Source organism: Paenibacillus sp. Y301 (assembly GCF_059445505.1).
Map to the genome: position 1 here is coordinate 212,181 of NZ_JCAIUL010000003.1, position 21,448 is coordinate 233,628.

At 40.4% G+C, this 21,448-nt stretch carries 21 protein-coding genes; 11 read left to right on the top strand and 10 right to left on the bottom strand.

All coding sequences use genetic code 11. The features are described 5' to 3' along the window. Positions 1–181: 181 nt before the first annotated feature. The 7 genes from hemE to AC1D69_RS07445 all read left to right on the top strand — a co-directional run bounded on the left by hemE (position 182) and on the right by AC1D69_RS07445 (position 8,148). Positions 182–1,225: a uroporphyrinogen decarboxylase gene (hemE, locus tag AC1D69_RS07415; RefSeq protein ID WP_495455499.1), complete on the top strand. Its 1,044-nt coding sequence runs from the start codon at positions 182–184 to the stop codon at positions 1,223–1,225. A gap of 44 nt (positions 1,226–1,269) precedes the next feature. Then, the gene (gene hemH, locus AC1D69_RS07420) at positions 1,270–2,220 is read left to right on the top strand and encodes a ferrochelatase (protein WP_495455500.1); all 951 of its coding nucleotides are present in this window, start codon (positions 1,270–1,272) and stop codon (positions 2,218–2,220) included. A gap of 211 nt (positions 2,221–2,431) precedes the next feature. Then, on the top strand, positions 2,432–3,862 hold the full coding sequence (locus AC1D69_RS07425) for a CapA family protein (RefSeq protein ID WP_495455501.1): 1,431 nt from the start codon (positions 2,432–2,434) through the stop codon (positions 3,860–3,862). Positions 3,863–3,898: 36 nt separating this feature from the next. Beyond that, entirely contained in the window at positions 3,899–4,669 is a 771-nt protein-coding gene (locus AC1D69_RS07430) for a glycerophosphodiester phosphodiesterase (RefSeq protein ID WP_495455502.1), read from the top strand. 8 nt (positions 4,670–4,677) lie between these two features. Then, positions 4,678–5,301, top strand: coding sequence for a fumarylacetoacetate hydrolase family protein (locus AC1D69_RS07435; RefSeq protein ID WP_495455503.1), 624 nt, complete (start codon positions 4,678–4,680; stop codon positions 5,299–5,301). 3 nt (positions 5,302–5,304) lie between these two features. After that, positions 5,305–6,123, top strand: coding sequence for a DUF92 domain-containing protein (locus AC1D69_RS07440; RefSeq protein ID WP_495455504.1), 819 nt, complete (start codon positions 5,305–5,307; stop codon positions 6,121–6,123). A gap of 78 nt (positions 6,124–6,201) precedes the next feature. Further along, on the top strand, positions 6,202–8,148 hold the full coding sequence (locus AC1D69_RS07445; protein WP_495455505.1) for an ABC-F family ATP-binding cassette domain-containing protein: 1,947 nt from the start codon (positions 6,202–6,204) through the stop codon (positions 8,146–8,148). 91 nt (positions 8,149–8,239) lie between these two features. Here the strand turns inward: AC1D69_RS07445 and AC1D69_RS07450 are convergent, their stop codons facing one another. The 5 genes from AC1D69_RS07450 to AC1D69_RS07470 form a co-directional block, all read right to left on the bottom strand. Then, on the bottom strand, positions 8,240–9,274 hold the full coding sequence (locus AC1D69_RS07450; RefSeq protein ID WP_495455506.1) for a M42 family metallopeptidase: 1,035 nt from the start codon (positions 9,272–9,274) through the stop codon (positions 8,240–8,242). After that, complete coding sequence (locus AC1D69_RS07455; protein WP_495455682.1) at positions 9,255–9,593, bottom strand: LapA family protein; 339 nt, start codon at positions 9,591–9,593, stop codon at positions 9,255–9,257. The genes AC1D69_RS07450 and AC1D69_RS07455 overlap by 20 nt, the downstream gene beginning before the upstream one ends. 190 nt (positions 9,594–9,783) lie before the next feature. Beyond that, positions 9,784–11,574: an oligoendopeptidase F gene (pepF, locus tag AC1D69_RS07460; protein ID WP_495455507.1), complete on the bottom strand. Its 1,791-nt coding sequence runs from the start codon at positions 11,572–11,574 to the stop codon at positions 9,784–9,786. A gap of 205 nt (positions 11,575–11,779) precedes the next feature. Then, positions 11,780–11,959 carry a hypothetical protein gene (locus tag AC1D69_RS07465; RefSeq protein WP_495455508.1) on the bottom strand — a complete coding sequence of 60 codons (180 nt, stop codon included), beginning with the start codon at positions 11,957–11,959 and terminating at the stop codon, positions 11,780–11,782. A 6-nt stretch (positions 11,960–11,965) separates the two neighbouring features. Continuing rightward, positions 11,966–12,199 carry a hypothetical protein gene (locus AC1D69_RS07470; protein WP_495455509.1) on the bottom strand — a complete coding sequence of 78 codons (234 nt, stop codon included), beginning with the start codon at positions 12,197–12,199 and terminating at the stop codon, positions 11,966–11,968. Positions 12,200–12,368: 169 nt separating this feature from the next. Between AC1D69_RS07470 and AC1D69_RS07475 the strand changes: the two genes are divergently transcribed. Continuing rightward, the gene (locus tag AC1D69_RS07475) at positions 12,369–12,566 is read left to right on the top strand and encodes a cold-shock protein (RefSeq protein ID WP_495455510.1); all 198 of its coding nucleotides are present in this window, start codon (positions 12,369–12,371) and stop codon (positions 12,564–12,566) included. A 181-nt stretch (positions 12,567–12,747) separates the two neighbouring features. Continuing rightward, the gene (locus tag AC1D69_RS07480) at positions 12,748–13,491 is read left to right on the top strand and encodes a YebC/PmpR family DNA-binding transcriptional regulator (RefSeq protein WP_495455511.1); all 744 of its coding nucleotides are present in this window, start codon (positions 12,748–12,750) and stop codon (positions 13,489–13,491) included. A gap of 71 nt (positions 13,492–13,562) precedes the next feature. On the opposite strand, the gene AC1D69_RS07485 is transcribed toward AC1D69_RS07480, so the two are convergent. After that, positions 13,563–14,894, bottom strand: a complete 1,332-nt coding sequence (locus tag AC1D69_RS07485; protein WP_495455512.1) for a multi antimicrobial extrusion protein MatE — start codon at positions 14,892–14,894, stop codon at positions 13,563–13,565. A gap of 269 nt (positions 14,895–15,163) precedes the next feature. Between AC1D69_RS07485 and AC1D69_RS07490 the strand changes: the two genes are divergently transcribed. Together AC1D69_RS07490 and pfkA are read left to right on the top strand one after the other, a co-directional pair. After that, positions 15,164–16,189, top strand: coding sequence for a tetraprenyl-beta-curcumene synthase family protein (locus tag AC1D69_RS07490; protein ID WP_495455683.1), 1,026 nt, complete (start codon positions 15,164–15,166; stop codon positions 16,187–16,189). Positions 16,190–16,210: 21 nt separating this feature from the next. Continuing rightward, complete coding sequence (pfkA, locus tag AC1D69_RS07495) at positions 16,211–17,182, top strand: 6-phosphofructokinase (RefSeq protein WP_495455684.1); 972 nt, start codon at positions 16,211–16,213, stop codon at positions 17,180–17,182. A 119-nt stretch (positions 17,183–17,301) separates the two neighbouring features. Here pfkA and AC1D69_RS07500 read toward each other — a convergent pair whose 3' ends face one another. The 4 genes from AC1D69_RS07500 to AC1D69_RS07515 all read right to left on the bottom strand — a co-directional run bounded on the left by AC1D69_RS07500 (position 17,302) and on the right by AC1D69_RS07515 (position 21,371). Continuing rightward, on the bottom strand, positions 17,302–18,657 hold the full coding sequence (locus tag AC1D69_RS07500; protein WP_495455513.1) for an MATE family efflux transporter: 1,356 nt from the start codon (positions 18,655–18,657) through the stop codon (positions 17,302–17,304). 119 nt (positions 18,658–18,776) lie between these two features. Continuing rightward, positions 18,777–19,964 carry a putative glycoside hydrolase gene (locus AC1D69_RS07505; RefSeq protein WP_495455514.1) on the bottom strand — a complete coding sequence of 396 codons (1,188 nt, stop codon included), beginning with the start codon at positions 19,962–19,964 and terminating at the stop codon, positions 18,777–18,779. Between the two features lie 217 nt (positions 19,965–20,181). After that, positions 20,182–20,370: a hypothetical protein gene (locus tag AC1D69_RS07510; protein ID WP_495455515.1), complete on the bottom strand. Its 189-nt coding sequence runs from the start codon at positions 20,368–20,370 to the stop codon at positions 20,182–20,184. Positions 20,371–20,549: 179 nt separating this feature from the next. After that, positions 20,550–21,371, bottom strand: coding sequence for a YitT family protein (locus AC1D69_RS07515; RefSeq protein WP_495455516.1), 822 nt, complete (start codon positions 21,369–21,371; stop codon positions 20,550–20,552). Positions 21,372–21,448: the final 77 nt, after the last annotated feature.

Below are 21,448 nucleotides of genomic sequence, written 5' to 3' on the forward strand. Positions count from 1 at the left end.
AAGTTGCCATGATAATCCATCTTCAAAGAAATAGTTATATAGTATATCACATCTTGATTTGTCTCTTCTGATAGGAATGTCATAGTATTGTCATGACATCACACGCTGTGAGAGTTGTTACTTACTTTTAAAAAGGGCATAATATATATAAAGGGAAACTAACTATACTGGGGGCCTATGAATGACCTACAATGATACTTTTATAAGAGCTTGTTATAAGCAAGATGTAAACCACGTACCTGTCTGGTATATGAGACAAGCGGGGCGTTACGACCCTGAATACCGTAAAATTAAGGAGAAATATAGTCTTCTTGAAATATGTCGTCAACCTGAACTTGCGGCGCAAATCACGATGATGCCCGTCCACAAATTAGGTGTTGATGCAGCTATTCTATACTCTGATATTATGAATCCCGTAGCTTCGCTTGGTGTGGATTTCGATATTGTTAAGAATATTGGCCCTGTCATTGAAAATCCGATTCGCTCGGCAGCTGATATTGAAGGTCTTCGTCCTATTGATGTAGATAAAGATCTAAGTCATATCATGGAGACGATTCGTATTCTTGATAAAGAATTAAACGTACCTCTTATTACTTTTGCAGGTGCGCCATTCACGATTGCAAGTTATCTTATTGAAGGTCGCCCTTCTAAAAACTATATCCTTACCAAGACGATGATGTATAGTGAGCCACATCTTTGGTCAGCTTTAATGGACAAGCTTGGAGATATGGTTATTACATATGTTAGGGCTCATATTGCCAATGGTGGGAAAGCCTTTCAACTATTTGACAGTTGGGTAGGGGCACTTGCTCCTAAGGATTTCGAGAAGTATGTGCTTCCAACAGTTACTCGTATCTTTGCCGAAATTTCTGATTTGAATGTACCCAAAATTTATTTTCCTGGTGTAAGTTCTGGAGAACTCTTACCTGTGCTTAACAAGGTCCAATGTGATGTAATTGGGCTTGATTGGAGAGTGTCTATTTCTGAAGGACGACGAAGAACAGGTGGTCGATTTGCTATGCAAGGCAATCTTGATCCATATATCTTGACGGCTCCTATGAATGTTATTAAACAATATGCCAAAGAAATTATCGATAACGGCATTCAGGAACCTGGGTATATATTTAATCTTGGACATGGATTGTTTCCAGAAGCATCCATTGATAAATTAGCCGAGCTAACACAATTTATTCAAGAATATTCGGCTTCTCAATTGAAATCTTAACGATCAAAGACAACATTACATTTTGACATAGGGGTGAACTGTTCGTGAAATCAAAAGTAGGCGTCTTAGTTATGTCATATGGAACACCGGAAAGCCTAGAAGGAATAGAAACGTACTATACACATATCCGCAGAGGGAATGCTCCAACTCCGGAACAGCTTCAAGATTTAGTGAGTCGTTATGAAGCTATTGTTGGAGGAGTATTCCCCCTACGTGAGAATACTAACCAACAAGTAAGCACGCTGGAAGCGACGCTTAATCAAAATGGTGATCAAGCCGAGAATGAGTTCGTATGTTACCAAGGATTGAAGCATGCTGCACCCTTCATCGAAGACGGTATAGAACAAATGGCTAAAGATGGCATTAAACGTGCTGTTGGTATTGTATTGGCACCACATTATTCCGTTATGAGTGTAGGGTCTTACATTAAACGTGCTCAAGCGAAAGCAACAGAGCTAGGTATAGATATGTCCTTCGTGGAGCATTATCATCTCCATCCCAAATTGATCCAGGCTCTGAGCCAACGTGTAAGTGCGAAGTTAGATCAGTTTGAGGAAGCGGGAGCTAATCGAGAAGATGTACGGGTACTTTTTAGTGCACATAGCTTACCTAAACGAATTGTTGAGATGGGAGATCCTTACCCGGATCAATTACTAGAGACCTCACGCGCTATTGCAGAGCAGACAGGAGTTACCTCTTGGCAATTCTCATGGCAAAGTGCTGGACGCACAGCAGAGCCATGGCTAGGTCCAGACATTCTCGATACACTTCAGGAACTTAGTGCCGAGCAAATTGAGAATGTGTTAGTAGCACCTGTAGGTTTTGTATCGGACCATTTGGAAGTATTGTATGACTTGGACATAGAGGCTCAAGCCATCTCTAAGGAACTTGATATGCGCTTAATGCGTATTGATTCGTTAAATAGCGATCCTCTCTATATGGAAACACTTCGTGATGAGATACTGAACCGTTTAGCGAAAAGCGATGAATCATGACAGGTGCAGTTATGAGGGATAGGACTTCCTGGCTGTATTAAACAGGCCAAAGAGGTAGCCACTCGGATGGCTTCAACAACGTATGCCTAAAGAGATATGGTATTCAATAGAACTCCCGACGATTCGGGGGTTCTATTTGTTTAACTGAACCTGATATAATGAACACTAATACTAGTTTATACATTTTTACAGATGTAAGAAGGAGTGAATAATGTATCCACCACGTTCCGAAAAGGGAAAGGCTGCAAGAAGAGTAAAGAAGATGCGTTTTCGTAAGTTACGGACATTACTTAATTTATTTTTATTTTCCTTGATTGTAGTATTATTCTCTTATTACTTGATAACTAAGGATGATAAACTAGCTGAACCATTGCATGTAACAGACACTATTGTAACTGGGAATTCATCAACAGAAGGTAGCGACCTGGTGGACGCAGATCGTTCTCTTGATGCTAATCTAGAGGCAGAACAATCTAGTCCAGAAGAGACTCTGAAACAAACAGGAGTAGTAGCGAAGATTACAGAACCAACAAAGGTTGCTGAAACAGATATTGAACAGATTAAGAACACGGTTAAGGATACTCCCAAAGAATCACCAAAAGCTGAAGAGCGTAAGGAATCTACAAATCCTGTAAAACAAACGCTAAAGGATCAATCGAATGATGCCAGCGAGATCGTTCCTAATGCAGATACGATTCTTTCGTTTCACTTTGTCGGGGATATGATATTTTCGGGAAAAGTGGAGGGGATCCTAAGTCAGAAAGGGTATGATTATCCTTTTAAATACGTAGAGGAACTCTTTAAAAAGGACGATTTAACCTTCGCTAACTTAGAAACGCCAGTAACGACAGCAGGGGTTGGAGCAACAAATAAACAGTATGTATTTAAGTCCTCTCCTAAGGCTCTAGATGCTTTGAAAAAGGCAGGGATGGATGGTGTAAGTCTAGCAAACAATCATATCCTAGATCAGGGTGTTTCAGGATTGTTGGATACGTTAACCCATTTAGATGAGAGTAAGATTAAGTATGCAGGTGCGGGAAAGAATGCAGATGAAGCTTACGCACCAGAATATTTCACACGTCAAGGGATAAAAATTGCTCTTGTGGCCGTTAGTCGAGTTGCACCAGATACAGATTGGTTCGCTGAAAAGGGGAAACCAGGTGTAGCACAAGTATATAGTCCTGAAGTTGCTTTGAAGTCGATTAAAACAGCTCGTAAAAATGCAGACATTGTTATCGTCATGGCACATTGGGGAGAAGAGCGAGCTTTGCTTCCTAATGTGAAACAGACACAGCTTGCTCACCAATTTGTGGATGCGGGTGCAGACCTTGTTATTGGATCACATCCTCATGTCCTTCAAGGACTTGAGCAATATAAGGGTAAATGGATCGCTTATAGTACAGGGAATTTCATATTTACGAAATCGGCCACACCAGCGACTTGGAAGACAGCAGTCTTTGCAACAACCTGTACACCTAAGGGAGAGTGCAAGATAAAACTTATTCCTTACCACGCTGAGCTGGGTCAACCGGTACCTATGTCAGAACAAGACGGACAACGACTGTTTCAAGAAATGCAGGAATTGTCTATAGGTGGTGTGACCATTCATAAAGACGGTACAGTTGTTAAACCTAAATCATGATTCTCGTTAGTCTGTTTGGGAGGTTAAAGAAGAGTTGTGAATAATTTATGCGTAGCCCATAGAGGGTTTTCATACAAAGCTCCTGAGAATACAATGGCAGCAATAAGAATGGCTATGGCAGAGTCTTTTGTGCAATGGGTTGAAATCGACACACAACTATCGATGGATGGAGTACCCGTCGTCATTCATGATTTCAAGCTGAATCGGACGACAAATGGTAAGGGTAAGGTGAAAGATTACACGTGGGAACAATTGCAGCAATTAGATGCGGGGAGTTGGAAGGGAAGTGCTTTTAAAGGAGAAGTAATCCCTTCTCTAGATGATGTACTTAAACGATGTTGTGGGCGTCTTCGCCTGAATATTGAGCTTAAGACGCTGGGCGATATGTACCCAGGTCTTGAGCAAGCGGTTATAGATCGAGTTCGGTATTATAATATGGAGCATGATGTAGTACTAACCTCATTTGATAGTGATGCATTAAAAAGAGTGAAAGAGATCAATCCTGATATGAAAACGGGGCTGATCATTGATGCAAGACCTCTGGACTTGCTGGATCGACTTCAAACATTGCAATGTACCTTTCTGTCCATCGGAGCTTCGCATTTGGATAATACACTTGTATCTATGCTTGTCACTCAAGGGATTACAGTCATGGCATGGACTGTGGATGATGTTAGGAGTATGAAACGGCTGGCATCCATCGATTCAGAGATCATGATCTGTACCAATCGTCCTAATGTATGGAGCGAAACCTTTCTAGAACGTAAACAATCATTTTGGCAATGGAAATTCAAAAAAAAGGACTGATATAACTCATGAATTCAACCCTTCGTAATGTTTATTGTGTTGGTCGTAACTACAGATTGCATGCAGCAGAACTTGGTAATGATGTACCAAAGGAACCGATGATATTCATGAAACCTTCTCATGCGGTTATCCCACTAGATCAAAGTGTTATTACTTTGCCTAAGGATCAAGGTGAAGTACATTATGAAGGAGAACTTGTTATCCATATTGAGCGGGATTATGAACAAGGGGTTAGTGTCAACGACTTAGTGGATGTCATGGCATTAGGGATTGATTTCACTTTGCGTGATGTGCAGCAAGTGATTAAGGAAAAGGGACACCCATGGACAGCAGCTAAAGGGTTCAAGTCGTCTGCACCTCTGACCTCATTTGTCCCTTTCCCAGGGACGGATGAACTAACGTCGCAGGATTTCACGGTTGTTAAGAATAAAGTTGAAGTACAGCGTGGTAATGCGAGCGATATGATTTTTTCACTACAAAATATTGTGGATTTCATTGGCCTACATTATGGATTAGGTAAAGGTGATATCATCTTCACAGGGACTCCAGCAGGTGTTGGACCTGTGTCTTCTGGAGATCAATTTGAACTTTCGTGGGGAGATCAGCAGCTGGGAAGCTGTGTTATTGGTTAACTCATGCTGTGGATTGTGGGTAGTATATGCGCCATGATCGTGTCTGTTCTGGCTTATTGGAAGAAATCACTGGCAGTGTCAGGAGCCGTTGCAGCAACCATCATGGGAACAGTTTACTTTGCGGCAGGAGGCTTATTCTGGTTCGGTATTTTACTGGTATTCTTTGTCTCTTCCTCCGTGTTATCCAAGTTCCGGCAGAGCCATAAAGCTGAGATGGAGAAATCTTATGCAAAGACCGGACGACGTGACGCAGGGCAAGTACTAGCTAATGGTGGAATAGGAATGGTGCTATGTATTCTAAATGCGATATGGCCACATGTTGAATGGATGTATTTATTTATAGGTATTATGGCAACAGTGACTGCCGATACATGGGCAACAGAGATCGGAAGTCTAAGTTCTAAATCTCCACGATCTGTTCTGAATGGGAAGGTATTGACGGTTGGAACTTCGGGTGGCGTATCTCTCTTAGGGAGCACTGCAGCAGCTGTCGCTGGAGTTATGATCGGAGGAATGGCTTGGTTTCTACAAGTCTTAACTGGATCTTTAGATATTCAATTACATGGACTTTTGATATGGGTACTCATTGGATTAGTTGCTGGATGGGTGGGAGCATTTACAGACTCCATATTAGGCGCATCTATTCAAGTCATGTACAAGTGTCGTGTGTGTGGTAGAGAAGTTGAAGTATTACATCATTGCAGCCAACCAACAGAACATATACGTGGGTGGCTCAGAATGAATAATGATGCGGTAAACATATGGAGTTCGATCTTCGGAGGATTGGTAGGATATCTCATTGGCATTGCGATGGGGTTATAAATGAGGGTCTATAAGTGCTACAATAGAGAAGAACGCCAAGAACGATCAAATAAGAAAAGTTAGTAGGGAAAATTAAAGATGAATATATTGACTGTTGAACATATAAGTAAAAGTTACGGAGAAAAAGTGCTATTCCAAGATGCTTCATTTGGTATGGAAGACCAAGATAAGATAGGAATTGTAGGTGTGAACGGGACGGGGAAGTCAACCTTCTTACGCATTATTGCGGGATTAGAGAAGGCAGATGAAGGTCAGATTTCTATTGGGAATGCGGTTAGAATCAGAACGCTAGCTCAGAATCCTGACTTCGATCCAGAGATGAACGTTCTACAGCAAGTGTTTCAAGGTAATGATCCACAAATGAAGGTCGTACGTGATTATACCGAAACGATGGACTTATTAGAACTTGATCCTACCAATGAAACAGTGTTGGAGAGACTTCTAGATCTTAATCAAGAGATGGATACTCTTCAGGCTTGGCAACTTGAAAGCGAAGCGAAGACCATTCTGAATAAACTCGGTATTACACAGTTTGATGCTTTGATGGGTACGTTGTCTGGTGGACAACGGAAGCGTGTAGCTTTAGCTAGTGCATTGATTCAACCTTGCGAGTTGCTAATTCTAGATGAACCTACGAACCATATCGATACAGATTCGGTGGCATGGTTAGAGCAATATTTACAGAAGCGACGCGGTGCTTTGCTCATGATTACCCATGATCGTTATTTCCTCGACCGGGTGGCTAACGTTATGTTGGAGTTAGATTATGGGCGACTATTTCGATATCAAGCCAATTACTCAGCATTCTTGGAACTGAAAGCGGATCGCGAAGAGAGAGAGGCTTCAACAGAACATAAGAGACAGAATTTGCTTCGTACGGAGCTTGCCTGGATGCGTCGGGGAGCCAAAGCGAGAACTACCAAACAGAAGGCACGGATTGATCGATATGAAGAATTGAAAGATCAACAAGGCGTACAGCGTGCTGGAGCCATGGACATGTCGGTAGCTTCTAGTCGTCTTGGTCGCAAAATATTAGAAATTGACCATTTGAGTAAGACGAGTAATGGCATGACCCTAATAAAAGATCTTACTTATATTGCAGTGCCAGAGGACCGAGTAGGGATTGTTGGACCCAACGGAAGCGGGAAGTCAACCTTACTGAATCTTATCGCGGGTAGACTTCAGCCCGATGGCGGGGAACTAAGTCTTGGTACTACGGTGAAGATTGGTTACTTTACGCAAGAACATCAAGAGATGAATGAGAAGCAAAGAGTGATTGAATATATCAAAGAAGAGGCGGAAATTATCCGCACATCTGATGGAAGTACCATTACTGCGGGACAAATGTTGGAACGGTTTCTGTTTCCACCAACGCTTCAATGGACACCGATCGCGAAATTATCCGGTGGAGAGAAGAGACGTCTATATTTGCTAAGAGTTCTCATGGGAGCTCCGAATGTTCTTTTACTGGATGAGCCGACCAATGATCTGGATATCCAGACGCTAGCAGTCTTGGAGCAATATTTGGATGAGTTTCCTGGCGTCGTATTCTCCGTATCCCATGATCGATATTTCTTAGATCGTACGGTAGATAAGATTGTTGCTTTTGAAGGAGATGGGAATCTCAGAGTTCATGTAGGGTCTTATAGCGAATATGAGGAATGGTTGGCTAAGAACGTGTCCAAAGGATCGGTTCCACAAAGCGTTAATCAACCTTCCGAACCCGTAATTAAATCCAAACCTGAGCCTGAGCTCAAACCTGAACCTCTAAAACCAACGGGATCCGTATTGTCAACGGAGAAAATTAAGTTCAGTTTCAAAGAACAACGTGAATATGAACAGATTGATAGTCTTATTCAGATGGCTGAACAGAATATCGTGGATATCAATCGTAAGATGGAGGAAGCGTATAGTGATTCTGCCCTTCTTCAGGAACTTATGTTGAAGCAACAGAAAGCACAACAAGAGCTTGAACTTCTGATGGAGCGTTGGACCTATTTAAATGAATTAGCAGAGAAGATGTAAGGGACTGACCACTTATTAATGATTTGTATCAAAAAAAGGCGCAGTGCTCAAGAGCACTGTGCCTTTTTATAATGCATGGAATTGTATCTGATTATTTCAAGTAAGCTGCAAGTAATTTCATGGTATTGATAACTGCTTGCTTATGTGTACGTTCCATAGCATGAGAAGCATGTACGCCTGGACCGATTAGAGCAGCACGAATGTTAGCTCCGGCTCTTAGTGCTGCAGAGGCATCTGATCCATAGTGTGGATACACATCGATAGCATATGGAATGTTCTCAGATTCAGCTAGTTCTATTAGACGGCTTGTCATATCATAATCGTAAGGTCCGGAAGAGTCCTTAGCACAGATCGATACATCGGTTTCTTTACAACTTAGATCATCACCGATACATCCCATATCTACTGCAATCATTTCCTGGATATCTTCAGGAATAAAGGCAGCACCGTGTCCAACTTCTTCATAATTAGAGATAAGAATCTTAACCGTATGGCGTGGTTTCCAATTCTCACGTTTCATGGATTCAAGTAATCCGAATAGAGCAGCAACACTAGCTTTATCATCAAGATGACGAGATTTAATATATCCACTGTCTGTGATGATAGCTCTTGGATCAAACGATATGAAGTCACCTACAGCAATTCCTAATTTCTTCACATCTTCTTTGGATTCTACAAGTTCGTCAATACGAACTTCCATATGTTCTTCTTGGCGTTTGAAATCGCGGGCATCGCTATAAACATGAACAGAAGGATGGATACTTAATATCGTTCCGGTATAAGTCTTACCACTACGTGTATGTATGGTGCAGTATTCGTTCTCGATAGCTTGAAGCATGAAGCCACCGACTAATGTAAGTCGAAGCGTCCCTTCAGACTTAATTGCACGAACCATTGCGCCTAAGGTGTCCACATGGGCACTCAGACCTATCGTACGGCTGTCATCATGTCCTGGGATGGTTAATATAGCTCCACCTTTATGATTCCATGTGAGGGGCACCTCAAGGGCCGTAGCTTCTTCTTCAATCCATTTCATGACTTGAGCGGTATAACCGCTCGGACTAGGCGTGTTTAGTAACTTCTGAAGGAAACTCAGAATATATTTCTCATTGGGTTGGATTGACAAGGGGTTCAGCCTCCTTATGATTTTCGTTATTGGGTGATGTAGTGGATGATTCGTTGGAATATCCCGTTTCTGTGATAACATGATTTAACTCATTAGATAAACGTTTGATTTTTCTTTGCAACTTATACTGCCTGAAGATCCCATATGAACCAACGATGATACCGCCTATGAGCGTACATCCCAGAATGAGCAGAATTAAAGGGATATTTACCACGTTGAAATAGAAATTAACTTCAACAGGATTAACATTAATGACTGCGAACAAAGCTGTTAATAGCGCAAACACAAGTCCAGCAATCAATGACCATTGCATTTTCATCATAACACCTCCTAAATTTTTTTTGTAGCATCACTCACAGTTAATCATCGTAAAAAAATTGCATCGAAAGCATAACCTCGGAAGCATAACCTCGGAAGCGTAGACTAAAGTTTTTTGTAGCGTAGCCCTTCAATGACAGTATAAAATCCCTTGACCTAATGGACAAGGGATTTTATAACAATAGATTATATTACTTCGTTAATTGCTCCATTTGCGTAATTAATTCTCCGAATACACTCATGGCTTCTCGGATTGGTTGAGGTGAGGACATATCCACACCTGCCTTCTCAAGAATGTTTATGGAGTAGTCACTGCCACCACTCTTAAGGAATCCAAGGTAACGATCAACCGCGGGTTGCCCTTCCTCCAAGATCTGTTTGGAGAAGCTAGTCGCTGCAGAGAATCCTGTTGCATATTTATATACATAGAAGCTGTTATAGAAGTGAGGAATACGCGCCCATTCCATACCAATCTCTTTATCTACAGCCATGTCTGGACCATGATATTTAACGTTCAGGTCATAGTAAATGTCGGTTAAGGCTTGAGGAGTAAGAGATTCACCTTGCTCAGCATGCTCATGTATGATCTTCTCGAATTCAGCAAACATCGTTTGTCTAAATACGGTTGTACGGAACTGGTCCGCATAGTAAGTTAACAGATACATTTTTTCTTTAGGATCTGTCGATTTCTTTAATAAGTAATCCATCAATAGAGCTTCATTCGTCGTAGAGGCCACTTCAGCTAAGAAAATAGTGTATTGGGCATCACGGTAATTCAACGTATTATCTGAATAATATGAGTGTAATGCATGACCCATCTCATGGGCTAACGTGAACATACTATTTAAATTTTCTTTGTGGTTCAGTAGGACGTAAGGATGAGTACCATAAGCTCCCCAACTGTAAGCGCCAGTTCGTTTACCCTCATTCTCATAGACGTCAATCCATCCGTTATCATAGCCATCTTGTAATGCAGTTAAATAATCTTCTCCAAGTGGTTTCAGACCTTCTTTAACTGTCTTCTTAGCTTCTTCATAGGTAATGTCCATTTTGTACTCATCCACAAGTGGAGCAAACAGATCATACATATGTAATTCATCGACGCCAAGTAGTTTCTTACGAAGTTTCATATAGCGATGTAGTAAAGGTAAGCTTTCATGGATCGTATCGACTAGATTCGTATAGACTTCCTTCGGAATGTTATCCCCATATAGAGACATTTCAAGCACAGAAGGGTACTTACGAACACGGGAGTAGAAAATATTCTTATTGACGTTAGCGCTTAATGTTGCAGCGATTGTATTCTTTTGTTTACCATAAGTTTCATATACCGCCTTGAATGCACGACTACGAACTTCACGGTTAGGGCTTTCAAGATACTGAATATAGCTACCGTGTGTAAGCTCAACTTCTTTGCCGTTCTCATCTTTAATCTTAGGGAATTTCATGTCCGCATTGTTAAGCATGCCGAAGATATCCTTTGGTGCTTGAGATAAATTTCCAACTTGTGCAAGAAGGGCTTCTTCAGTCTTTGTTAGTACATGAGCTTTTTCACGTTTCATTTCTTGAAGTGTGAATTTATATTCGCTTAAAGCTGGATCAGCAATGAATGCATCAAGTGTAGCATCTGGAAGTGCCAGAAGTTCTGGTGTTACGAAAGATAATGCTTCGCTTGCATTAACGCTTAATTTTTTTGCCTTTTCAGTTAGTGCTTGGTATGTAGGGTTAGTTGTATCCTCATCAAGATGCATATGGGCATATACATAAAGACGTTCCACGTGGTAGGAAATATCGTCGTCTAAGGCAAAGCATTCTTTTACGGATTGAACTGACTCTAGCTTACCTTGATAGTCAGATGCTTTGGTAATTTTCTTCTTCACTTCATTGTAAATTTGGTCCCAAGCTGCTTGGTCTTTAAATAAATCATCTAATTTCCATTGATTATCCTTAGATACTTCTGAGCGTTTCAATAATTGGTCCATGGGAATCCTCCTTAAGTGTGTGTTTAAAGGTTGGGCTCCTTGTAAAGCTTCAATTGATGAAGAAAAGGGACTGGACAAAATACTAAGGGCCATGATGAGCGATACAGACTTGGTTGAAATAGCCAAAGTTGTACCTCCTTTACATATGCGATCAGCCCATAGTATATCCAGTCCTACCCATGTTTATTAATATTTTCTCATCAATTTAGGAACCCATGTTTAGAAAACTGAATATTATTAAGATAAAGGCAATGAGGATCATGACGATGGCAGTAAGAGCCATCCAACGCCTTAATGAAGGCGGGACGGAGTTCTTGCCCATGACTAGGACAGCACCTAAAGCAAAAGCTACAATGATAAAGATGAGAGTATCACTTGAATCCATTGATAACTATACTCCTTTAAAAGCAGCCATGATCTCGCGCCACTCATCTTCTTTATCCTTATACTCTTCTTTAGGAAAACGATTGTTAGCCCAATGCATTAGCGCAGGCCGACTAAGAAACGTTTGCGTTTCTTCTCCCCATTGATCTGAGATCTCGCGAAGGACAATATACTTTCCTTGAACTTCGATGGTCATCATATTCCAGTTGTCTTTTTTGTATATTTCATGTTTTTTTATCATATGCACATATCTCCGTTTGCTCTTTTGATAAAATGATAACGCAGACCTACTTATAAAAGCAAATAAAAACGGAGATATCATAATATTGGTTGCGAAAACAATGATAAAAATCATGAGGTATCATTTTCACAATCGCTTTCATTGGCGGTATTTTTAGGAGGTTGTTCATTTGAAGGGAACAGTTAAATGGTTTAATGCGGAAAAAGGGTATGGTTTTATTCAGGTGGAAGGTGGCGAGGATGTATTTGTTCACTTTTCTGCCATTCAAGGTGAGGGTTTCAAGACGCTAGATGAGGGTCAATCGGTTGAATTCGAAGTCACTGAAGGCAATCGAGGACCTCAAGCAGCTAACGTGATCAAATTATAACAATCAAACCTGATGTTTCGAATGATATAATTTCGGTAGTTTGCACAATTTTCTTCATTGAGAATTGTGCTTTTTTGTTGCTTTTAGTGGGAAAGGTATCAATCCTACTTTGACCGATTCTACAACAGAATGATACACTGTAAGGGATGAAACATACAATTTTATAGGGAGCGCTACCGTTATGAAGTTTAAATTATTTAAAGATCGCAAAGGGAAAGCAGATCAGGCTAAGAATAATAAATTCGTAAAGCTTGGCCGTGAAATTTATGTACAAGCACGTAAGGGTGGGCCTAATCCAGAAGCCAATTTCGGATTGAAGACAGCTATCCATAATGCACGTCAGATTAATATGCCTGTTGATAACATTGAACGTGCTATCAAAAAAGCTACGGGAAATGGTGACAACGTAGAGTATGACGAAATTTATTATGAAGGTTACGGCCCCGGCGGTGTAGCAATCATGGTGAAATGTCTAACAGACAACCGTAATCGTACGGCTGCTGATGTAAGATCGATTTTTAATAAGCGTGGTGGAAACATGGGTGAGTCGGGTTGTGTATCATACATGTTTGACCAAAAAGGTATGCTTGTTATTGACCGTGAGAAATTTGAAGATCTAGATGAAGATACACTTATGTTGCAAGCGATTGATGCTGGAGCAGAAGACGTAATCACCAATGAAGAGAGCTTTGAAGTGTTAACTCATCCTCATGAGTTTGAAGCGATCAAGGGTGTTTTGGAAGGGGCTAATCTTGAATTTAGTAGCTCTGAAGTACGTTGGATTCCACAGAACACCATTGATGTGGAAGGCGAGAATGCGGAGAAATTGCTACGTATGATGGATGCTTTTGAAGATAACGATGATGTACAAGATGTTTATACGAACTTCGAAATCAGTGAAGCAGAGATTGAACGTATTGGATAAGGATTTTTTTAAGATTACAACAAATGCACTGACCCTTGAGAATGAAAAGGTCAGTGCATTTGTTGTGTCTTCTAATGATGCTTTAACGTGTGTCGTTTGTGATTTAGGGAAGGCTCTCTGCTATAACGTCGTATAACGATCCACACGATGGACAATTCTGCGAGTAATCCTAAGGATTGCGATATTGCGCCGACCATTCCATTCCATCCTGGAGAGAAAAATACGAGAATACATAAGACAATAATTGTACATATAGCATTAGCTGTCTGAGAACGGAACATCGTCTTTGTCTGTCCTCGAAGGAGAATTAGCCCATTCCCATAGTCAAGCCACGGCATGACCAGTGGATATAACACAAAGGCACGCAAGGTAAGAAGACTTTCAGTGAGCAGATCACCGGTCACATTCATCAAATGTTCTAACACCCAAGGACCAAGAGGGGTATAAGCGGTACTTACTAGTAAGAAGAATGGAATAAATCCTATGCTAAGCGCGAACTTCTTCACCAGAGCAGGATTATTATAATGGAAATTGAGTACGATTTGATGAATATAAGTGAAGAAACTCAGCATTAATTGCATCAAACTACTAGCAACGGTAAATGCAGATATGGCCAAAATAATACCTGTTGTTTTTCCAAGCATGATATTAATAACAGGGCCAATAAACATAGCAATGAAAGATGATAGCAGCAAAGGTTTATAGAAATCGAAGACGTGACCTTTGGTCTCTATAGGATGATCTACCTGCTTCTTTGGCATTTTGCGTACGATATGATGGCCTTCCCAATAGCTAACAGCGGCTTCAATGATCATACCTGCTAAGAAGATAATAGCTCCAACACGTCCACTAGAAATATTATCCGAAAGAACAAAATATAAAGATAAAATATACATAACAGAAAGGCGAATAGCCATCCCGATCGTTAGCCATTTTGTGCGATTATGGGTTATTATAACACCTTGATAAATATTACGAATAACAGAGAAGACACTAACAAACATAAGAATCTGATACACATCGATCACAGAGGATAAGAGACTAGGGTCCACTCCAAATAAATATTTAAAAATACCATGTCCAACAGGGCTATAAACGATAATGAATCCTATAAGCATAACAAAGGCTAAGAATGCTTTGGTTATATAGTTCACGGCTTGGAAGGATATACGATCTCTTACAAGTGCTGAACAAGTCTGCCTTAACAATGTAGATGGACGTTCAGTTATCGTTAAAAGGCTGCTGGCGATGGCATAACTCGCTATAACGGTTTCTGGATTTGCAGCTCGAGCGAGAGTACCATTAATGATGACATGTGATATGGTTACAAGTGATGCTGATATCCCAAGGGGTATAAAAAATGTGAACAACCGCCTCCAAGAGAGTGGTTCGTCAATCGACATAGGAATAAACTCCTTAAAGTTGTAGTTATAAAGTAGCGATAGTATATCATATTCATGAAAAAATGGATGTGATTTACTGGATTTCGACAAAATTCTGAATCTATAATAATAAAATGTGAAATGGTGATTTGGTTTATTTGTACAAAATGACGGTACATATTATAATAATGATGATTTATAGGACTAAGTAGATAAATAATGTGGAGGCACCGTCATTGAAAGATAATGAGCAACGCCTAAATCAAGTTCCTCGTAATCCATTAAGTCTAATGAGTCGGGTATATAAGCATATTTTACCAGAGGTGCGTAAGGAATTAAGTGCTTGGCGTCATACGGCAAGCGAGATACCGGATCCAGAACTACGGACTCAGGCACTAGCTAGCATTGATACGAAACAGTTTCATTGCCAAGGTGGTGCAGTGTATGCAACGATTGACTTACCCGATAGGAACGTACTAATACGTCTCATTGTGTCTTTTCAGACGATTAGTGATTATCTTGATAACTTATGTGACCGAAGTACATCTATGGACGCAGAAGATTTCAGGTTATTACATCAGTCCATGTTAGATGCTGTTAATCCTGATGCTAAGCAACATGATTATTATGCTTTGCACAAGGAATTAAATGATGGAGGTTACCTATCTGACCTAGTGGAGACTTGCCAGAACTGTGTACGAATTCTTCCAAGCTATGCCGTTGTAATGCCATATATAATCGATTTGGTAAGCCTATATACGGATTTACAAGTGTACAAGCATATCCACCCGGATGATCGAGAGGATGCACTATTGAATTGGTGGTCGATACACAAACACCGCACTCCTCATTTGGAGTGGCAGGAATTCGCTGCTGCTACAGGGTCGACGTTAGCTGTTTTTATGCTGTTTCTTGCTGCAACTGATACCGGATTATCCGATGATGGAGCAGCTTCCATTCATAAATCTTATTTTCCACATGTATGCTGCCTACATATTATGTTGGATTATTTAATTGACCAGGAAGAGGATCAATCGGGCGGAGATCTTAATTTCTGTAATTATTATAAAGATACAGAAATGTTGCTAGAACGGATCACCATGATTGCAGAGTCTGCAAGAAGGGACGTTACAGCAATTCCTTCTTCTCCGTTTCATCGGATGATTATTGAGGGACTATTGGCCCTCTACTTATCTGATCCTAAAGTTAGTGAGCAACAGGAAGTTATTTTTGCCTCAAGACAATTGATGAAGGGGAGTCCGCTTACCCGGATATTCTTTTTCATGAATAGTCGCTGGATTCGTAAACGTTTATAAAGATAAAAGGAGGAGAGAGAAATCATGTCAGTAAAAAAAATAGCAGTATTAACAAGTGGTGGCGATTCTCAAGGGATGAACGCAGCAGTGCGTTCAGTTGTGCGTAGTGGATTGTATTATGGTCTAGAGGTGTATGGTGTTCAACGAGGTTATCAAGGACTACTAAATGATGATATATTCTCGATGGATCTACGTAGTGTAGGGGATATCATTCAACGTGGGGGAACGGTTCTTCAGTCCGCTCGATGTAAAGAATTTATGACACCTGAAGGTCAGCAAAAGGGTGCAGATATTCTTCGTAACCGTGGGATTGACGGCCTCGTAGTTATCGGTGGTGATGGTTCGTATCATGGTGCTAATAAGTTGAGTAAACTTGGAATCAACACAATGGCTCTACCAGGCACCATTGATAACGATATTTCTTTTACAGATTTCACAATCGGCTTCGATACATCAGTAAGTATTGTAGTGGATGCAATTAATAAACTAAGAGATACGATGTCTTCTCATGAGCGTTCGTCCATTGTGGAAGTTATGGGTAGACATTGTGGAGATATCGCATTACATGCGGGTCTTGCATCAGGAGCAGAGACGATCATTGTTCCTGAGGTACCTTTCGACATGGATGAAATTGCTGAGCGTATGAAGCAGAATTTCGCGCATGGTAAACGCCACAGTATCGTAATCGTTGCTGAGGGTGCAGGTACTGGTGAGGATGTAGCTAGACAACTAGTAGAGCGTTGCCCAACATTGGAACCGAGAGTTACAGTACTTGGTCACATTCAACGTGGAGGTACGCCAACACCTGCAGATAGAAACCTTGCGAGTCGTTTAGGAGATTTCGCTGTGCGTATGCTTATTGCCGGCGAATCGGATAAAGCTTGTGGTATTATTAGAAATGAATTAGTTCTTACTGATATTGATAAGGTTGTTAACAGTAAAAAAGATTTCAATATCGAATTGTATGAACTAGCAGCACGTTTATCTCAATAATTTGTACTAAGAGTGTTAGACGGAATGGAAATGGCAGACCAAGATGTTATCTTGGTCTGCCATTTTTTGTATGCATTATTTTGATATCGTAGTCTCAAGTATAGGTATAGCAATGGTACTCAAGATACAGTGACTGTATCACGACGCTGAATATAGATAAGCCTTCTAAGGAGAAGGGTCGCTCCAATCGCCAATCCAGTGATCAAGCCCAACCAATAGCCGTCTGCTCCAAGAGATGCATAATTAGCTAATACATAGCCAACAGGAAGACCGATCACCCAGTAAGAGATAAAGGCAATAATGAAAGCAGGAGTTACATCTTTATAACCACGTAATACCCCCTGTGTGGGTGTCGCAATCGCATCTGATATTTGGAAGAAGATCGCATAGATTAAGAAATGTTGAATGAGTTCAATGATATGACTTTCATCTGAATAGAGAAAGGCTACCTGTTTACTAGCAAAGATAAGTATAACGGCGGTTACAAGGGATAGAACAACAGCGCTGCCGATTCCAAGAAACGCATATTGTTTGGCATCTTTAGTTCGCCCCGCACCTTTTTCAAATCCGACCAAAATAGTAAGACTCATACATATACTTAAAGGAATCATGTATAACGTCGTCGCGAAATTCAGTGCGGCCTGATGTGCCGCAATCGTAGCCGTATTAAATTGACTCATTAATAAGGTTACTGCAGCAAAGACAGCTGTTTCAAAAAAGATGGAGAATCCGATAGGTACACCTATCTTTAATAATTCTCTCCAGGATTTTAGAGATATTCTATGGAATTTGTGAAATATGCCTAAGGAAGCAAATGATTGTTTACGATGAACAAGCCAGATCGCAATGATAAATATACACCAATACGTAATACCTGAAGCGATACCTGCTCCTGCACCACCAAGACGAGGGAAGCCCCATTTACCGAAGATCAATAGATAATTAAGGCTGACGTTAATAGGTAATGCAATAAGCGTAATGGTCATTGATATGCGGGTCTCGCCTAGTGCATCAATTAAGCTTCGTAATACTGTGTACCCGAACAAAGGGATAATTCCAATAGAGATACCTATGAGGAATCGAAAAGCAATATCGCGTACACCGGATTCTAAGTTCATCGCATGCAGCACGGGTGAAATGAGGGATCCTCCGATGAGTAATACGAGTATACCGAGAAAAATAGAGAGCCAAAGGGCTTGTATAACTTGATAGGAAACTCTATTCGATTGGTGGTTTCCTATTAGTTGAGACACGATGGGGGTTAGTCCCATGAGAATTCCGCTAAGTCCAACTTGAATAGGTACCCAGAGACTAGAACCAATGGCAACCCCAGCAAGATCAATGGAGCTAGACTTACCTGACATATTCGTGTCAAAGAAAGTGATAGCTGATAATGTAATTTGTGTAATTAAAATAGGTATTAGGATGACTAGAAATTGTTTGAATTTCTCTTTTATTGTTAAGGTTGGTTTCATACGTATCCCTTTCTAGATTACCAAGCTAATGAACTTGTAATACGTTAGATATATTCATATGCAAAAGGCCCAGGTTAGAATAACCGGGCCTTTTTGGCAAAGATTACGGCACATGTAAACTATTTGTAAGTTACACCCTTACTATATCTATTATTAGCATTCCATAAAAGATATTCGTTCACATTCATTTCTTTCATTGCGCGAATTTGCTCTTCAACTTCATGTTTACCATATTTGCTATAGTGTCCACTTCCGAGCCAACTAGCGGTGAAATCTTGAATCCAAGGTCGAATAATCGGTTTCTGCTCTCCGAGCGTCTCTAATTTCTTATGAGTGTCGACCATCGAACCTTTGATAGTCTTATAAGGTTCTTTATCTGGATTTGTAGCACCAAACCAACCTGTGGAATAATGACTTGGGTATACCATAGGTGCAATGACATCGACATTTCCTGAAATTTTGACCATATCTTGTCCAATTCCTTCAGCAGCAGGAACGGATGCAGCATACCCAAAAATATCAACCGACACACGAATGCCGAGCGGAGCCAATTCTTGGCGTGCATATTTTACGAATTCAGTGATGATATCGACACGAGATGCATCATTTTTAACATAAGTCATGGAGTCGGCACGTTTCTCAAATCCTTCTGGAAAACGAACGTAGTCAAATTGGATCTCCTTGAATCCTAGCTTTGCTGCCTCTTTAGCTAGTTCGATGTTGTAATCCCATACTTCCTTGCTATAGGGATTGACAAACGCGTCTCCGTTTCCATTCTTCCATAGTGTTCCATCCTTTTTCACAAATGAAAGTTCTGGATTCTTCGTAGCAAGGATCGTGTCCTTAAATACGACAATGCGTGCAATAGGATATACTTTATGTTTCTCTAACCGCACCATAAGTTTCTGAATATCACCAATGAAAGGTTGAGGTTTACCCAGTTCTTGAAGGATTGGGTTTTCGGTCTTATACGTTATGTATCCAGCATCATCTTTAAGGTCAATAACCATGGCATTGAGTTCAGTTGAATCAATCAGATCAAGTAACTCGGTCATTCGTGATCCACCAGCACTATAAGCTGTGACATAAATCCCCTTAACAATAGGAGCATCCGTCTGCGGGTCAACTTTGACAGTTGGTTTAGATGGATCAATTGTACCTAAGGTTGTTTCGGTCCCTTTACCTTGTGCTGCAGCTACAACGGAATGAATAGATGATTGCAACGTACTTAATGAGCCCGGGTTCTCTGCTTGCTGACCCGTCGTACTTCCCATTAATAAAACCATTAAAGCCCAAATGATGTTCATTATGTATCTCTCCCTTGGCGTATGCGTTCTCACTTTTATGATTATATAGAAATCGTGAGTAATTAAAAACAACATCTTTGTAACATTCAGTAATCTAAAACAACCTATTGTCGTTTTTAACCGTAAATGCAAGAAATAAAACAAAGATAAAAGATAAAATGCCGCCTATTCCGCCAAAAATGGGGAAGAGACGGCATGAATAACTAACTAACTTCTGTTAATGAAGATGTGCAAGATTCTGGTGTTCACAAATACTAATTTGAATAATCTCCATAGCATCATGGGGTTCAAGAATACTTAGTCCGTCTCGTAACATAATGAGGGAGTTAAGTTCTTTTTGTTTTAAGAAAGGTAACATATCAGGATACCAGCGCTTAACAATCTGAGACAGTTTGACCGATTCCATTTCCACAAAAATCACCCTTTCTCCTTTGAATTCTTACCATCAAATTTCTTGAGTAGCGAATAGGAAAAATCTTTCGACCTTAGCTGTAAGGGGTGAATCAGAATCATGGATATGAACGGAAATAGCGCATCTCTAATATACCACATTATGTGAAGACATCATACGGCATTCCGTAAAAATCATCTCCTGCGGAATGATCCCATAATGCCTACCGTTTCTACAATATTAACAAAAGCATTCGGATCTGATTGTTTGATAATTCGTTTCAGTTCTGCTAGCTCGTACTGAGTTGTAACGGTCATCAGCATATCTCGGGGTTCATGAGAGAATGCACCCTCCGTCTTGATCTTGGTAACACCACGTGGAATTTTAAGTAATTTAGAAAGTAGATCTTCGGTCTGATTGGTCACAATATATACTGTTACTTTGATGTGACTAATGTGGATGAGATCCAATACCTTACCACTGATGTAAATGGAAGCCATAGAAGCTAAGGCAACATTCCAATTGTCATTTAAATATCCTGCCGCAAGAATGACCATGCCATTCATTCCAACGATAATATTTCCAACTGGGAAATCCCTGTAACGTGTGACAAGCGAGCCAATGATGTCAAATCCTCCTGAAGATCCTCCTACTCGGAAGGACACGCCGCTTCCTAAACCAACGAGAACCCCTCCAAATACACTAGCGAGAAGATAATCCGTTACAATAAGCTTCACTGGAATAAGGGTTAGGAACCATGTGGTTGCCGCAACGGAAAGAATACTGAGACCAATGAAACGTTTGCCCAATTTAAACCAACCTGCAATAAGAATAGGGATATTGATCACTAAGTACAAAGTACTTAGACTGAAATCACTGAAATAACTGATTAGTAAGGATACTCCAGAAACACCACCACTTAATAATTGGTGCGGAATAAGAAATAAATTAAAACCGCATGCTATAGCTACGGCGCCGAGAATAACAACAAATGCATTCCAACCATCTTTTAACAAAATAAACCACCTCTTAATGTCAGCTTTATGCTAAATTTTTAAAAAACAGAGTAACTTAGTAGTAATAACAATTTGTT

Coding starts and splice junctions, on each gene's coding strand:
- AC1D69_RS07465 (WP_495455508.1), bottom strand. CDS start 11,959: ATGGATTCAAGTGATACTCTCATCTTTATCATTGTAGCTTTTGCTTTA.
- hemE (WP_495455499.1), top strand. CDS start 182: ATGACCTACAATGATACTTTTATAAGAGCTTGTTATAAGCAAGATGTA.
- AC1D69_RS07490 (WP_495455683.1), top strand. CDS start 15,164: ATGAGTCGGGTATATAAGCATATTTTACCAGAGGTGCGTAAGGAATTA.
- AC1D69_RS07435 (WP_495455503.1), top strand. CDS start 4,678: ATGAATTCAACCCTTCGTAATGTTTATTGTGTTGGTCGTAACTACAGA.
- AC1D69_RS07455 (WP_495455682.1), bottom strand. CDS start 9,593: ATGAAAATGCAATGGTCATTGATTGCTGGACTTGTGTTTGCGCTATTA.
- AC1D69_RS07470 (WP_495455509.1), bottom strand. CDS start 12,199: ATGATAAAAAAACATGAAATATACAAAAAAGACAACTGGAATATGATG.
- AC1D69_RS07445 (WP_495455505.1), top strand. CDS start 6,202: ATGAATATATTGACTGTTGAACATATAAGTAAAAGTTACGGAGAAAAA.
- AC1D69_RS07425 (WP_495455501.1), top strand. CDS start 2,432: ATGTATCCACCACGTTCCGAAAAGGGAAAGGCTGCAAGAAGAGTAAAG.
- AC1D69_RS07480 (WP_495455511.1), top strand. CDS start 12,748: ATGAAGTTTAAATTATTTAAAGATCGCAAAGGGAAAGCAGATCAGGCT.
- AC1D69_RS07510 (WP_495455515.1), bottom strand. CDS start 20,370: ATGGAATCGGTCAAACTGTCTCAGATTGTTAAGCGCTGGTATCCTGAT.
- AC1D69_RS07485 (WP_495455512.1), bottom strand. CDS start 14,894: ATGTCGATTGACGAACCACTCTCTTGGAGGCGGTTGTTCACATTTTTT.
- AC1D69_RS07440 (WP_495455504.1), top strand. CDS start 5,305: ATGCTGTGGATTGTGGGTAGTATATGCGCCATGATCGTGTCTGTTCTG.
- pepF (WP_495455507.1), bottom strand. CDS start 11,574: ATGGACCAATTATTGAAACGCTCAGAAGTATCTAAGGATAATCAATGG.
- AC1D69_RS07505 (WP_495455514.1), bottom strand. CDS start 19,964: ATGAACATCATTTGGGCTTTAATGGTTTTATTAATGGGAAGTACGACG.
- AC1D69_RS07500 (WP_495455513.1), bottom strand. CDS start 18,657: ATGAAACCAACCTTAACAATAAAAGAGAAATTCAAACAATTTCTAGTC.